This is a genomic window from Rhodococcus sp. no. 34, from assembly GCF_054589475.1.
Map to the genome: position 1 here is coordinate 563371 of NZ_BAAILK010000046.1, position 14706 is coordinate 578076.

Below are 14706 nucleotides of genomic sequence, written 5' to 3' on the forward strand. Positions count from 1 at the left end.
GGCGAACGATGCCACGATGACGCGCTGCTTCGCCTTGCCGATGACGTTGTCGAGCACTCCCCCGATTTCGCGCTCGGGCGTGACGAATCCCGGAACCTCGGCGTTCGTCGAGTCGACGAGGAACAGGTCGACGCCCTCGTCGCCCAGGCGGGAGAATCCGGCGAGGTCGGTCAGGCGGCCGTCGAGAGGCAGCTGATCGAGCTTGATGTCACCGGTGTGCAGTACGACGCCGGCGTCAGTGCGAATCGCGATCGCGAGAGCGTCGGGAATCGAGTGGTTGACCGCGAAGTACTCGCAGTCGAACGGGCCATGGGTGGTGGTGTTTCCCTCGACGACCTCGACCAGGTTCGGACGCAGGCGATGCTCGCGGCACTTGGCGGCAACGAGAGCGAGAGTGAACTTCGCGCCGATGACCGGAATGTCCGCGCGCAGACGCAGCAAGAACGGCAGAGCACCGATGTGGTCCTCGTGTCCGTGGGTCAAGATGACGGCTTCGACGTCGTCCATACGGTCTTCGATGTAGCGGAAGTCCGGGAGGATCAGGTCGACGCCAGGCTGCTGGTCCTCGGGGAACAGCACACCGCAGTCGACGATCAGCAACTTGCCACGGTGCTCGAACACCGTCATGTTGCGACCGATTTCGCCGATGCCGCCCAGCGCGACGATGCGCAGACCCGATGCCGGCGCCTTCGGGGGTGTTCCGAGGCGACCCGTGGGATCGACGGCCGGACGGTTCTCGGGGCGCTTGTTTCCGCGCCCGTTGCCCGACTTCGATGCTGCCGGTCGGTTACCGCCGGAAGATTTGCGCGGCGACCTGTCTTCGGTCGACTTCTTGGGTGCAGCAGATTTGGTGGCAGCGGACTTGGTTGCTGCAGATTTGGTTGCTGCGGCCTTCTTGGGCGGGGCGGCTGCGGCGGGGGCCGCTTCTGCCGCCGGCGCAGCTGGTGCCTCTACCGGTGCGGCCTTTGCGGCCGTTTCGGGAGCCGGAGGCGAAGGCGGACCGGCTTGACGACTGGCACTACGACGTCGGGGGGGACGGGTCATTTACAAAACTCCTGCCGCATGCAGATCGGCGGCAAGACCGTCGATCTGCTCTTTAGTGGGTGCAACCTGCGGAAGGCGTGGTTCTCCGACATCGATTCCGATGAGTCGCAGACCCGCCTTCGAAGCGCTGACACCGCCGAGGCGGGCAACGGAACGAATCACAGGGATCAAACTGAGGTTTATCTCGCGTGCGCGGGCGATGTCGCCGGACACGAACGCGGTGTGAAGGTCACGGAGACGACCCGGAACAAGATGGCCGATGACGCTGACGAAGCCGGTGGCGCCGACAGCGAGCCACGGCAGATTCAGCGGGTCGTCGCCGGAGAAGAACTGAAGCTCGGTGGTGCCGATCAACTCTGCGCCGGCGTTGAGGTCGCCCTTGGCGTCCTTGACGGCCTTGATTCGCGGGTGCTCGGCGAGTCGGCGGATCGTCTCGGTCTCGATGGGAACGACGGAGCGGGGCGGAATGTCGTACAACATGACGGGCAGGTCGGTCGCGTTGGCGACGGCGGTGAAGTGTGCAAACAGTCCGGCCTGGGGCGGACGTGAGTAATACGGGGTGACGACGAGCAGACCGTGCGCTCCGGCGCGAGCCGCGTCACGTGCGAGTTCGACGCTGTGAGCGGTGTCGTTGCTGCCGGCGCCTGCAACGATCTTCGCGCGGTTACCGACGGCGTCGATCACTGCGCGGAGCAGGTCGAGCTTCTCGGACTCGGTGGTGGTGGGAGATTCACCGGTGGTACCGGCAAGAACGAGGCCGTCACAGCCGTTGTCGACGAGATGGGCTGCGAGGCGCACTCCCGCGTCGACGTCCAACTTCCCGTCGGCAGTGAACGGGGTCACCATCGCAACGGAAATGGTGCCGAACGGACGCTCGACAAGAGAAGCGGAATCACCGTAGGTCATGGTCAGAAGGTTACCCGGTTCAGCTCTTACTTCTGCACACGAGTCACGACTCGGCCGCAAATGCGCTGACGGCAATTTCCGATCCGTCGCTTCCGCGAAGAATCTCGTAGTCCCCGAACACATTTGGCGCGACATCACGAAGCTGACGCAGGCACTCGACCGCGACTCGCCGGATCTCGACATCCGCATGTTCGGTGGCACGCATCTCGACGAAGTGCCGCCAGGCCCGATAGTTCCCGGTCACGACCAAGCGCGTCTCGGTGGCGTTGGGCAGCACCGAGCGCGCAGCCTGCCTGGCTTGCTTGCCCCGCATCGGGGCACCGGGCACCGATTGCAGTTTCCCTTCGAGGGCAGTCAGCAGTTCCCCGTAAGCGCGACGGCTTTCGTCGGTGGCATTCAGAAACAGTGCTTCGAGCTCGGGATCACCTTCGACAGCAGGAGGCACGACGACGTTTGCATCGTTCTCACGGACGAATCGCTGCGAGAGTTGCGAGTACGAGAAGTGCCGGTGACGAATCAATTCGTGAGTGCACGAGCGCGAGATACCGGTGATGTAGAAGCTCACTGTCGCATGCTCGAGCACCGAAACGTGTCCGACCTCGAGCAGATGCCTCAGATAGCCGGCGTTGGTTGCGGTTCGCGGATTCGGCTTGGACCAACTCTGGTAGCAGGCTCGACCGGAGAACTCGACCAGCGCTTCGCCACCATCCGCGTCCGTCTCCCACGGAATGTCCTCGGGCGGGAAGAACTCGGACTTCGCCACCAACTGCACTTTCAGTGACACCGTGTTCGGCACAACCCACTCCTCGACAAGCACGAAACGACCAGCACGAAACCCGGGCGCCGTTCGCCTCAGGTGCTGGGCAACTCTATAGCGGTCGACCGCCCTCGATACCGAGTGACGTCATCACATCCTTGACTGACGTCACTTTTGACGCCACTGTGGTGTCATGGACATTTCGGAGTACACCGCAAAGCTGCAGAACGACCTCGCCACTGCAGCCGAACTCGGCGACGATCACACGCGCCGGATTGCGGCGTCGTTGTCCGCCGCCATCGAACCCTCGGTCCGCCTGGTCTTGTTGGCCGCGGCGACGGAACTGGCCAAGGAGATCGGGGCGAAGCTGGGCGACCGAGAGGTCAAGGTGAATCTCGACGGAAGCGAATTACTGGTCGACGTCGTTCGCCCGCCGAACTCGACCGGCGGCGAGGGTGCAAACGAGAAGGCAGACGACGAGAAGAAGGACTCAACCTACTCGTTCGACGACGTCAGCGGAGATATCAGCCGGGTGACGTTGAGGATGATGGAGCAGATCAAAGCCCGCGCCGAGGAGGCCGCCAATCAGAACGGAGTCTCCCTCAACTCGTGGGTTTCACAAGCCGTCCAGGGCGCATTGCGGGACCAGATGCGCAAGAACGGCATGGACTAGCTCGACGCCAACCCGATCACCGAATGATCTAATTGCGCAACTGCAGTAATCACGAACCGTTGCCGCAAGGCGAGAAGGAGCACGTTCATGGCCGTTTCGGGCGTCAAGGAATTCGAGATCAAGGCTGATCCGGAAACGGTGATGAAGGCCGTAGCAGCCGTCGATCGGCTGCCGGAGTGGTCGTCTGCACACAAGAAGATCACCATCGAGAGCACCCACGACGACGGTCGCCCCCATCGCGTTCGCATGGCCGTGTCCATTCTGGGAATCAACGACGAGCAGGTAGTCGACTACACCTTCGAGGGCGACGAGAAGGTGACCTGGACCCTCGTGGAGAGCGGTCAGCAGAACCAGCAGGACGGCTCGTACGTCTTGACTCCCACCGACGGTGGAACCAAAGTCACCTTCGAACTGACCATCGATCCCAAGATCCCGCTGCCGGGCTTCCTGGTGAAGAAGGCACAGAAGACGGCCCTGGAAACAGCGAGCAAGGGCCTGACGAAGTTCGTCGAAAACTTCTGAGCGCACACGCAATTCAGGCGGCCCTTACTTCGGCGTTCATCGCCGGGTAGGGGCCGTTTGCCGTGAAGCCCAGCTGCGATTTCTCGGAAGTTCTTGCCGATGTTGAACATTCGCCAGTAGCCGTGGACCGCCCGGAGTAACGTCGGCCGCGTGTCCGCCGAGACCGCAGAGCCCAACTCCATGGCACCCGTGCGCATCCTCGTCTACAGCGACGACGCACACACCCGCGAGCAAGTTCGGCTCGCTCTCGGAGAGCGACCACATCCTTCGATGCCCACCATCGACTACGTCGAGGTCGCGACGGCGCCGATCGTCGTCGACAAGCTCGATGCCGGCGGAATCGATCTCGCCATCCTCGACGGCGAGGCGAGTCCGGCGGGCGGCATGGGCGTCGCGAAACAACTCAAGGACGAGATCGTCGACTGTCCACCGATCCTCGTACTGACCGGTCGACCCGACGATGCGTGGCTGGCGTCGTGGTCGAGAGCGGAAGCCTCAGTGCCGCAGCCGATAGATCCGATCGAACTTGCTTCCACCGTCATCGCGCTTCTGCGTCGACAACTGAGCCGGTGAGCACCCGTTGCAGCGGTGATTCGTTGCGGCGCCGACTACTTCGGACTTTCGAGAGCGAAACTCGGCACCCCGAAAACGAACCCAATGTCGGAGGCCTCCCCTAGTGTGGGTGTCGCAGATCACATAAGTATCGAATTGCTGGCAGTATCGAAATCGAACGGCACCTTCGGGCTGGGCGGACATCCGCACAGCGGAGAGGAGTTCGGGTGACATGAACGCTTACATCCCCATTCTCGTCCTCGGGGTCATCGCGATGGCCTTCGCTGTGGTGTCGGTTGTTCTCGCGTCCGTGGTCGGCCCGAAGCGGTACAACAGGGCGAAACTCGAAGCCTACGAATGCGGAATCGAACCGGCACCCCGTACCGCCGGTGGCGGGCGGTTTCCCGTCAAGTTCTATCTGACGGCAATGCTGTTCATCATCTTCGACATCGAGATCGTTTTCCTCTACCCGTGGGCGGTGCATTTCGATTCGCTCGGCTTGTTCGGCCTCGCGGCGATGGGCCTCTTCATAGTCAACGTCTCGGTGGCATACGCATACGAATGGCGACGAGGCGGTCTCGGTTGGGACTAGGCCAGCGGACACAGGTACAGCACACATACGTCAGACAAAACCGGTCACACCGCAGCTGTTACGACTGAAAAGAGTCGGATATGGGTCTCGAAGAAAAGCTCCCCAGCGGATTTCTACTGACCACTGTCGAGGGCCTGGCAGGGTATGCCCGCAAAGGATCACTGTGGCCTGCCACCTTCGGGCTCGCGTGCTGCGCGATCGAGATGATGGCAACCACGTCAGGTCGCTTCGACCTGGCGCGGTTCGGCATGGAGGCATTCCGCGCGTCGCCGCGACAGGCAGACCTTCTGATCGTGGCCGGGCGGGTCAGTCAAAAGATGGGGCCGGTACTTCGTCAGGTCTACGACCAGATGGCCGAGCCGAAATGGGTTCTGGCCATGGGTGTGTGTGCGTCGTCCGGCGGAATGTTCAACAACTACGCAGTGGTACAGGGCGTCGACCACATCGTGCCGGTCGACATCTACTTGCCCGGCTGTCCGCCGCGGCCGGAGATGCTCCTGAACGCGATCATCGAACTGCACCGAAAGATCCAGGAGATGCCCCTCGGCGTGAACCGCGAAGAGGCACGCGCGGCAGCCGAGCGCGCCGCACTGGCATCCACTCCCACCATCGACATGAAGGGGCTTCTGCGATGACCGCGGGCAACAACGGATCGAGGGGGATGTTCGGGGTCCGCGGCAGTGGTGACACCTCGGGCTACAGCCGGCTCGCCCCGCCGATCTCAGTAGAGGACAAGGCCTCTCGACCGTTCGGTGGATACTTCGACGAAGTTGCGGACTCCTTGGATGCCGCATTGCGCAGCGCGGGCAGCACTTTCACCGATGCAATCGAGCGGGTAGTGATCTTTCGAGACGAGATGACGCTGCATGTCGAACGGTCTCACCTCCCGCAGGTCGCGCGCAGACTGCGCGACGAATCGGAACTGCGCTTCGAACTTTGCCTGGGTGTCGATGGAGTCCACTATCCGCAGGACACCGGTCGCGAGCTCCACGCCGTATATCCATTTGCTTCGATCACGCACAACCGCCGGATCAGACTGGAAGTGTCCGTGCCGGACTCCGATCCACATATTCCGTCCATCGTCGGGATATACCCCACCAACGATTGGCACGAGCGTGAGACCTACGACTTCTTCGGGATCGTCTTCGACGGTCACCCGGCCCTGACCCGTATCGAGATGCCCGACGACTGGAAGGGCCACCCACAGCGCAAGGACTATCCGCTCGGCGGTATCCCGGTCGAGTACAAGGGCGCCCAGACTCCTCCACCCGACGAGCGTAGGTCGTACAACTGATGAACGAGACGACAGGAAGCAACTCCGGTGCCACGACGGAAACCGTCGTCACAGCATCGGGTCAGGACTGGGACGACATCGTCACCGCGGCCGCTCGCCAGCGAACCGGCGAGGCCGAACGGATCGTGGTCAACATGGGCCCGCAGCATCCGTCCACTCACGGCGTCCTGCGCCTCATTCTCGAAATCGAGGGTGAGACAGTCGTGGAAGCCCGGTGTGGAATCGGCTACCTGCACACCGGAATCGAAAAGAATCTCGAATACCGGAACTGGACGCAGGGCGTCACTTTCGTTACTCGAATGGACTACCTGTCACCGTTCTTCAACGAAACCGCGTACTGCCTCGGAGTCGAAAAACTTCTCGACATCACCGACGACATTCCCGAGCGAGCCACCGTCATTCGCGTGATGATGATGGAGCTCAATCGAATCTCGTCGCACCTTGTCGCCCTGGCAACCGGTGGAATGGAACTGGGCGCCGTGACGGCGATGCTGTTCGGATTCCGCGAACGCGAATTGATTCTGGACGTGTTCGAGACGATCACCGGACTGCGGATGAATCACGCCTACATCAGGCCTGGTGGTCTCGCTCAGGATCTACCCGACGGGTCGGTCGCGAAGGTACGAGAACTGTTGAAGGTCCTACCGAAACGGTTGCGTGACGTCGAACTGATGCTCAGCGACAACTCCATCTGGAAAGCCCGCACCCAGGGAATCGGATATCTCGATCTCACCGGCTGCATGGCGCTCGGCGTGACGGGGCCGGTCCTACGCGCCACGGGTCTCCCCCACGATCAGCGTCGAGCGCAGCCCTACTGCGGCTACGAGAACTACGAGTTCGACGTCGTGACGCACGACGGATCCGATTGCTACGGAAGGTACGTCATCCGTGTAGAGGAGATGAAGGAGTCCCTCAAGATCGTCGAGCAGTGCCTCGACAAACTGCAACCGGGGCCGGTCATGGTGGACGACAAGAAGATCGCCTGGCCTGCCGATCTCGCTGTCGGACCGGATGGCCTCGGCAATTCGCAGAAGCACATCGCCAAAATCATGGAGTCGTCCATGGAGGGTCTGATTCACCATTTCAAACTGGTCACCGAAGGAATCCGCGTGCCGCCCGGCCAGGTGTACGTCGCCGTCGAGTCCCCGCGTGGCGAGTTGGGTGTGCACATGGTCAGCGACGGGGGAACCCGGCCGTACCGCGTCCATTTCCGGGATCCGTCATTCACCAACCTTCAAGCGGTAGCGGCGATGTGCGAGGGAGGCATGGTGTCCGACGTGATCGCCTCGGTTGCCAGTATCGATCCCGTCATGGGCGGAGTGGACCGATGACCGGCCCGAGCGGCTCGTCAGGGGTGTTCATCGAACTCGGGCCGCGCCCGGACGAGCCCACGCAACTGGTACGCCCTGGCGCACGATCGAGTTATCCGCCTGATGTACTCGCCCGACTCGACGCCGATGCCGAAACCGTCATCGCTCGTTACCGTGAGCCTGACGCCGCGGCGACCACCAGTCGATCAGCCCTCCTGCCGCTCCTTCATCTCGTGCAGTCCGAGGACGGGTACATCACCCCGGCCGGGATCGATTTCTGCAGTGCCAAGCTGGGTTTGACCGGCGCCGAGGTTGCCGCCGTTTCCACCTTCTACTCGATGTATCGCCGTGGTCCGACGGGTGAGTATCTGGTCGGAGTCTGCACCAACACGCTGTGCGCGATCATGGGCGGAGACGACATCCTCGCAGCACTCGAAGAGCATCTCGGGTCAGCAGGCTCCAGAGACGAAGGCGGACAATCCATCTCGACGTCCGACGGCAAGATCACCCTCGAACACATCGAGTGCAATGCGGCGTGCGACTACGCCCCCGTCATGATGATCAACTGGGAGTTCTTCGACAACCAGACTCCGGAATCGGCGCGCTCACTCGTCGATGCGCTCCGCGCCGGAGAGCGCGTGACGCCCAGTCGCGGTGCCACACTGTGTTCGTTTCGACAGACCGCACGCACCTTGGCCGGGTTCCCCGATACGCGAATCGAAGCAGCCGAAGCACAAACAATCGGCGGGGCAACTCTTGCCGGACTGCGTATCAGCCGATCTCACGACGACAACCCACCCGGTTCGGCCTCAGCAGCCGACGCTCCCGGCGAAGGGAAGTGACATGACACTCGCCCCCGTCCTGAGTCGCTACTGGGATCAACCGAACTCGTGGACTCTCGACAGCTACCTTCGTCACGACGGCTACCAAGCCCTACGCAAAGCGCTAGCCATGTCCCCCGACGCCGTGATCGAAACGGTCAAGGACGCGGGCCTTCGTGGGCGCGGTGGCGCCGGTTTCCCGACGGGCCTCAAGTGGAGTTTCATCCCACAGAGCACCGAAGACAAGCCAGGAGACGGCAAGCCTCACTATCTCGTCGTCAATGCCGACGAGTCCGAACCGGGCACATGCAAGGACATGCCGTTGATGATGGCGACCCCACACACGTTGGTCGAGGGAGTCATCATCGCGGCGTATGCAATTCGAGCGGCCAAGGCGTTCATCTACGTCCGGGGCGAGGTGGTCCCGGTCCTGCGACGTCTGCAGACCGCCGTGGCCGAGGCCTACGCGGCCGGATACCTGGGCCGCAGCATCCTCGGTTCGGGATTCGACTTGGATCTCGTCGTGCACGCCGGAGCAGGCGCGTACATCTGTGGTGAGGAGACAGCCCTCCTCGATTCGTTGGAGGGACGACGCGGTCAGCCTCGACTGCGGCCGCCATTCCCCGCCGTCGCCGGCCTCTACGCCTGCCCGACCGTCGTCAACAACGTCGAGTCCATCGCGAGTGTGCCGTCGATCGTCCTGGGCGGCCCGGAGTGGTTCCGGTCGATGGGAAGCGAGAAGTCGCCGGGGTTCACGCTGTACTCGCTCTCGGGACATGTCACCACTCCCGGCCAGTACGAGGCGCCACTCGGCATCACGTTGCGAGAACTTCTCGAATACGCGGGCGGCGTTCGCACCGGGCACACCCTCAAGTTCTGGACTCCCGGCGGATCCTCGACACCGATCTTCACCGAGGAACACCTCGATGTCCCACTCGACTACGAGGGAGTCGGCGCGGCGGGATCGATGCTCGGCACCAAGGCACTGCAGATATTCGACGACACAACCTGCATCGTGCGCGCGGTGCTGCGGTGGACCGAGTTCTACGCCCACGAATCTTGCGGTAAATGCACGCCGTGCCGCGAAGGCACGTACTGGCTGGTGCAGATCCTGCGGCGACTCGAAGGCGGAACAGGCACTGAAGCTGATCTCACCAAACTTCTCGACATCTCGGACACGATCCTCGGAAAGTCCTTCTGTGCGTTGGGTGACGGAGCGACCAGTCCGATCATGTCCTCCCTGAAGTACTTCCGCGAGGAATACGTCGCGCATTTCGACGGCAACGGATGCCCGTTCGATCCTCGCCGGTCTGTTCTCGCGACAGGAGCGTTCGTCTCATGACTGCAGCCGACGCCACCAAGAACGACGCCACCAAGACCGACACGGCACCGCCCACTGATCTGGTCACCCTCACCATCGACGGCCGGGAACTCCAGGTTCCCAAGGGCACGTTGATCATTCGCGCTGCAGAGATGATCGGCACACAGATTCCGCGGTTCTGCGATCATCCTCTTTTGGACCCGGTCGGGGCGTGCCGACAGTGCATCGTGGAGGTCGAAGGTCAACGCAAGCCGGTGGCGTCCTGCACAACACCGGTTGCGGACGGAATGGTCGTCACCACACAGCTCACGTCACCGGTGGCAGAGAAGGCGCAGCGTGGGGTGATGGAACTCCTGCTCATCAACCACCCTCTGGACTGCCCCGTGTGCGACAAGGGCGGCGAGTGTCCGCTCCAGAACCAGGCGATGTCGACCGGTCGCACCGAATCCAGGTTCGGTGAGGAGAAGAGGACCTACCCCAAGCCCATCCCACTCTCGTCCGAAATCCTCCTCGACCGCGAGCGTTGCGTCCTCTGCGCCAGATGCACGCGGTTTTCGGGCCAGATCGCCGGCGACCCGTTCATCGATCTCCTCGAGCGCGGCGCGCTTCAACAGGTCGGGATCTACGCCAACGAGCCCTTCGAGTCCTACTTCTCGGGCAACACCATCCAGGTGTGCCCGGTCGGTGCGCTCACCAGTACGGCATACCGATTCCGGGCGCGTCCGTTCGATCTGGTGTCCAGCCCCAGCGTGTGCGAACACTGCGCCGACGGATGTGCTCAACGCACCGACCATCGTCGCGGCAAGGTTCTTCGTCGTCTCGCTGGGGACGACCCCGAGGTCAACGAGGAATGGAACTGCGACAAGGGCCGTTTCGCATTCACGTACACGACCCAAGGTGATCGGATCACCACTCCCCTCATCCGCAACGCTGACGGCGAATTGATTCCGGCGTCGTGGCCCATGGCACTCGACCTCGTAGCGCGGGCCTTCGCGCAGGCCCGCGGTGACGCAGGCGTACTCGTCGGCGGACGCTCGACCTGGGAGGACGCGTACGCGTACAGCAAGTTCGCGCGAGTTGCTCTTGCTACCAACAACATCGACTTCCGGATTCGCGCTCATTCTGCCGAAGAGAGCCGTTTCCTCTCAGCTCACGTTGCGGGCCGCACGCTCGAAGAATCGGTGACGTACCAGGATCTCGAGTCGGCCCCGGCCGCATTGCTGGTAGCTCTCGAGCCCGAGGAGGAGTCACCGATCATCTTCCTGCGGCTACGCAAAGCCGCTCGTTTCGGCAAGACAACGGTGCTCTCCTGCGCGCCATTCGCTACTCGCGGACTGCAGAAGATGGGCGGCGCTTTGCTTCGGACCGTTCCCGGAAGTGAAGCAACCCTGATGGATTCGTTGGCTCTCCCTGGAAGTACGGAGGGTCAGCTTCTCCGACAGCCCGGTGCAGTGATCGTGTTGGGCGAACGACTCAGTGAGGTGGCGGGCGGCTTCTCGGCGGCAGTACGTCTCGCCGAAGCGACGGGAGCTTCCCTGGCTTGGGTCCCACGCCGCGCTGGTGATCGCGGCGCCGTCGAGGCCGGCGCGCTACCGGGATTGCTTCCCGGTGGACGCCCCGTTGCGGACCCGGCAGCACGTCAGGAGGTGGAATCAGCGTGGGGGGCCTCCGTCCCGGCATCCGACGGGCGCGACGCCGCGAGCCTCCTGGGTTCAGAGCGGTCGACTGCGGCGCTTCTTGTCGGCGGCGTGGAGTTGGGTGATCTCCCGAACCCAGCAAAGGCACGAGCCGCGATCAAAGCCGCAGGGTTCGTGGTGAGTTTGGAGATCCGTCACAGCGAAATCACCGAACTCGCCGACGTCGTCTTCCCGGTGGCGCCGGTCGCTGAGAAGCCCGGAACCTTCCTCGACTGGGAAGGGCGCGAGCGCGTGTTCGACACCGCGTTGAGAACGACAGGAGTAATGCCAGATCAGCGTGTCCTTCACGCGATCGCAGCCGAGATGGGTATCGATCTGGGCCTACCCGACGCAGATTCCGCACGCTCGGAGATACACCGCCTCGGCGCGTGGTGCGGATCGCGCCCCACCTCGCCTCAGGTCCCGTCAGGCACCATGCCCACACCGGCGCAAGGCGAGGCAGTGTTGTCGAGTTGGCGAATGTTGCTCGACAACGGCCGACTGCAAGACGGCGAGCCCAACCTGGCGGGTACCGCACGGCCGTCGCTCGTGCGTTTGTCGGCCGAGACCGCTGCCGAGATCGGCGCCGACAACGGCGATCACGTTGCGGTGTCGACTGAATCCGGTTCCATCACATTACCGTTGGAGATCACCGAACTCCCGCCTCGAACAGTCTGGCTTCCGCTCAATTCACCGGGTAGCACGATCTACGAAACGCTCTGCGTCACCGCGGGGTCCGTGGTGAAGATCGCGAAGGCGGGAGCGCAATGAACACCCACGAGTACGGGACGGTCGCAGCTCCGGTCGACCTGTCGGCGTTCGGGCACGACCCGTGGTGGTTGGTGATCGGCAAGGCTCTCGCAATCTTCGTGTTCCTCGTACTCACCCCGCTGGTGGCGATCTACGCGGAACGAAAGGTCATGGCACGCATGCAGATGCGTGTCGGACCGAACCGCGTCGGCCCCCGCGGAATGCTCCAGAGTCTCGCTGACGGAATCAAGCTCGCACTCAAGGAAGGCATCACTCCTACCGGAGCCGACAAACCGATTTATCTCCTCGCGCCCGTCATCGCGGTCGTGCCCGCCTTCATGGCTTTTGCTGTCATCCCGTTCGGTCCACAGGTGTCGATTTTCGGAACCCTTTCACCCCTGCAACTGACCGATCTACCGGTCGGCGTTCTATACATCCTGGCCGTCACTTCTATCGGTGTGTACGGGATCGTCCTTGCCGGCTGGTCTTCGGGATCGACGTATCCATTACTGGGTGCACTTCGATCGACCGCGCAGGTCATCTCGTACGAGGTAGCGATGGGACTGTCCTTCGCCGCAGTCTTCCTCTACGCCGGAACGATGTCCACATCCGGAATCGTCAGTGCCCAACAAGGGGCCTGGTACGTCTTTCTTCTCCTGCCGTCTTTCCTGATCTACGTGACAGCGATGGTCGGCGAAACCAACAGAGCGCCCTTCGACCTTCCGGAAGCCGAGGGTGAGCTGGTAGGCGGGTTCCACACCGAGTACTCCTCCCTCAAGTTCGCGATGTTCATGCTGGCCGAGTACGTGAACATGGTGACGGTGTCCGCTCTGGCCACCACGCTGTTTCTGGGCGGGTGGCACGCACCGTTCCCGTTCAATCTTTGGGACGGCGCCAATTCCGGTTGGTGGCCGGTGTTGTGGTTTGTCGCGAAAGTGTGGGGCTTCCTCTTCGTCTTCATCTGGTTGCGCAGTACCCTTCCGCGGTTGCGCTACGACCAGTTCATGAATCTCGGCTGGAAGATTCTCATCCCCGCAGCCTTGGTGTGGGTGATGGTGATCGCGACCGTTCGTGCCTTCCGAAACGAGGGTTACAACACCTGGGTCGTACTTCTCTGCGTCGCACTGGTTCTCGGAGCTGCGCTCCTGATCGTGTTGGCAGGGACTTACCGCGGCCGACGACGTACTGTCGCGTCGGTCACCGCTGCGGGGAACATGCCTTTCGATGCAATGTCGGGCGGCTTCCCGGTTCCACCGCTCCCGGGTCAAACACTGCCTGGTCAAACGGTGCCCGCTCAAAAACTGCTGGGCCAGAACGTGCCACCGCCGCGGCGCACAGATGTTTCCGACACATCGGAGGACTCCCATGCCTGATTTCCTCGGACCTATCGCGGGTTTCGGAGTGACGCTATCGACCATGTTCAAGAAACCCGAGACCGAGTTCTATCCGGAGGAGAAGCGCCCCACCGCGCCCGGATACCACGGTCGCCATCAACTCAACCGGTATGCGGACGGACTCGAGAAGTGCATCGGTTGCGAGTTGTGTGCCTGGGCCTGCCCCGCCGATGCCATCTATGTCGAGGGCGCTGACAACACCGAAGAAGAACGGTTCTCCCCCGGTGAGCGCTACGGGCAGGTGTATCAAATCAACTACCTGCGGTGCATCGGCTGCGGCCTCTGCGTCGAGGCCTGCCCCACTCGGGCCCTCACCATGACCAACGAGTACGAGATGACCGACGACAATCGAGCTGGGCTGATCTACGAGAAGGACCGCCTTCTCGCGCCCCTGAAACCCGACATGGCAGCGCCGCCACACGCGCTGCGTCCCGGCACAACTCAGGACGACTACTACAGGGGCGACATCAAAGCAGCTCCCGAACAGGCGGTACCCGAGCAAGCAGTACCCGAGCGCGAGCCGAACCCGGAGACCGAGAAATGATCGCGGCGATCACGACCACGATCCTGGCGGAGGGAACGATGACATCGACCTCCACCGGCGAAGCGGTGCAGTTCTGGATCCTCGGAACCCTTGCGGTGATCAGTGCTTTGGGTGTGGTCGCCGCCCCCAAGGCCGTCTACTCTGCGCTCTTCCTTGCAATGACGATGATCATCCTGGCCGTCTTCTACATCGTGCAGGGCGCACTGTTCCTGGGTGTCGTACAGATCGTCGTCTACACCGGCGCAGTGATGATGTTGTTCCTGTTCGTCCTGATGCTGGTCGGCGTGGATTCTTCGGACTCCTTGGTCGAAACGCTACGGGGACAACGCGTCAGCGCGATCGTGATCGGCGTCGGATTCGGACTGCTCCTCATCGGCGGCCTCGGAAATGCGTCGATCTCGGGCTTCACCGGATTCACTGGCCTCGACCAGGGCAACATCGACGCTCTCGCCGATCTCATTTTCATCCGCTACGTCTGGGCCTTCGAACTGACCGGCGCACTGCTGATCACGGCGACACTCGGCGCAATGATGCTCGCGCATCGGGAGAA

General features: G+C 62.5%; 16 protein-coding genes. 13 read left to right on the plus strand and 3 right to left on the minus strand.

Going from position 1 to position 14706, the window contains the following annotated elements; translation table 11 throughout:
• The 3 genes from ACYP01_RS23800 to thyX all read right to left on the minus strand — a co-directional run.
• Positions 1–1044: ribonuclease J (locus ACYP01_RS23800; protein ID WP_459682763.1), on the minus strand; the 1044-nt coding region annotated here is incomplete at its 3' end.
• Positions 1045–1950, minus strand: a complete 906-nt coding sequence (gene dapA / locus ACYP01_RS23805; RefSeq protein ID WP_003942142.1) for a 4-hydroxy-tetrahydrodipicolinate synthase — start codon at positions 1948–1950, stop codon at positions 1045–1047. It lies immediately after the preceding gene.
• A gap of 43 nt (positions 1951–1993) precedes the next feature.
• A complete protein-coding gene (gene thyX / locus ACYP01_RS23810) occupies positions 1994–2746 on the minus strand; it encodes an FAD-dependent thymidylate synthase (protein WP_003942250.1) in 753 nt (250 codons plus the stop codon).
• A 154-nt stretch (positions 2747–2900) separates the two neighbouring features.
• Here thyX and ACYP01_RS23815 point away from each other — a divergent pair, with 154 nt between their 5' ends.
• The 13 genes from ACYP01_RS23815 to ACYP01_RS23875 all read left to right on the plus strand — a co-directional run.
• Positions 2901–3380: a toxin-antitoxin system HicB family antitoxin gene (locus tag ACYP01_RS23815; protein ID WP_003942206.1), complete on the plus strand. Its 480-nt coding sequence runs from the start codon at positions 2901–2903 to the stop codon at positions 3378–3380.
• An 87-nt stretch (positions 3381–3467) separates the two neighbouring features.
• A complete protein-coding gene (locus ACYP01_RS23820; protein ID WP_003942203.1) occupies positions 3468–3902 on the plus strand; it encodes an SRPBCC family protein in 435 nt (144 codons plus the stop codon).
• Positions 3903–4082: 180 nt separating this feature from the next.
• Positions 4083–4475 (plus strand): Rv3143 family two-component system response regulator, encoded by a 393-nt coding sequence (locus ACYP01_RS23825; RefSeq protein WP_459683051.1) that lies wholly within the window; start codon positions 4083–4085, stop codon positions 4473–4475.
• A 211-nt stretch (positions 4476–4686) separates the two neighbouring features.
• Entirely contained in the window at positions 4687–5046 is a 360-nt protein-coding gene (locus ACYP01_RS23830) for an NADH-quinone oxidoreductase subunit A (RefSeq protein ID WP_003942165.1), read from the plus strand.
• Between the two features lie 80 nt (positions 5047–5126).
• The gene (locus ACYP01_RS23835; RefSeq protein ID WP_003942234.1) at positions 5127–5681 is read left to right on the plus strand and encodes a NuoB/complex I 20 kDa subunit family protein; all 555 of its coding nucleotides are present in this window, start codon (positions 5127–5129) and stop codon (positions 5679–5681) included.
• Positions 5678–6340: an NADH-quinone oxidoreductase subunit C gene (locus tag ACYP01_RS23840; protein ID WP_003942167.1), complete on the plus strand. Its 663-nt coding sequence runs from the start codon at positions 5678–5680 to the stop codon at positions 6338–6340. Before ACYP01_RS23835 ends, ACYP01_RS23840 begins: the two co-directional genes overlap by 4 nt.
• The gene (nuoD, locus tag ACYP01_RS23845; protein WP_003942229.1) at positions 6340–7671 is read left to right on the plus strand and encodes an NADH dehydrogenase (quinone) subunit D; all 1332 of its coding nucleotides are present in this window, start codon (positions 6340–6342) and stop codon (positions 7669–7671) included. Before ACYP01_RS23840 ends, nuoD begins: the two co-directional genes overlap by 1 nt.
• Positions 7668–8492 (plus strand): NADH-quinone oxidoreductase subunit NuoE, encoded by an 825-nt coding sequence (gene nuoE / locus ACYP01_RS23850; protein ID WP_459682768.1) that lies wholly within the window; start codon positions 7668–7670, stop codon positions 8490–8492. The genes nuoD and nuoE overlap by 4 nt, the downstream gene beginning before the upstream one ends.
• A gap of 1 nt (position 8493) precedes the next feature.
• Positions 8494–9813, plus strand: coding sequence for an NADH-quinone oxidoreductase subunit NuoF (nuoF, locus tag ACYP01_RS23855; RefSeq protein ID WP_459682770.1), 1320 nt, complete (start codon positions 8494–8496; stop codon positions 9811–9813).
• Positions 9810–12239 (plus strand): NADH-quinone oxidoreductase subunit G, encoded by a 2430-nt coding sequence (locus tag ACYP01_RS23860; RefSeq protein WP_459682772.1) that lies wholly within the window; start codon positions 9810–9812, stop codon positions 12237–12239. The genes nuoF and ACYP01_RS23860 overlap by 4 nt, the downstream gene beginning before the upstream one ends.
• Positions 12236–13591, plus strand: coding sequence for an NADH-quinone oxidoreductase subunit NuoH (gene nuoH / locus ACYP01_RS23865; RefSeq protein ID WP_459682774.1), 1356 nt, complete (start codon positions 12236–12238; stop codon positions 13589–13591). Before ACYP01_RS23860 ends, nuoH begins: the two co-directional genes overlap by 4 nt.
• Positions 13584–14156 carry an NADH-quinone oxidoreductase subunit NuoI gene (gene nuoI / locus ACYP01_RS23870; RefSeq protein ID WP_459682776.1) on the plus strand — a complete coding sequence of 191 codons (573 nt, stop codon included), beginning with the start codon at positions 13584–13586 and terminating at the stop codon, positions 14154–14156. The genes nuoH and nuoI overlap by 8 nt, the downstream gene beginning before the upstream one ends.
• Positions 14153–14706 (plus strand): NADH-quinone oxidoreductase subunit J (locus tag ACYP01_RS23875; protein ID WP_459682778.1); only part of this gene is annotated, 554 nt, incomplete at its 3' end. The genes nuoI and ACYP01_RS23875, both read left to right, overlap by 4 nt.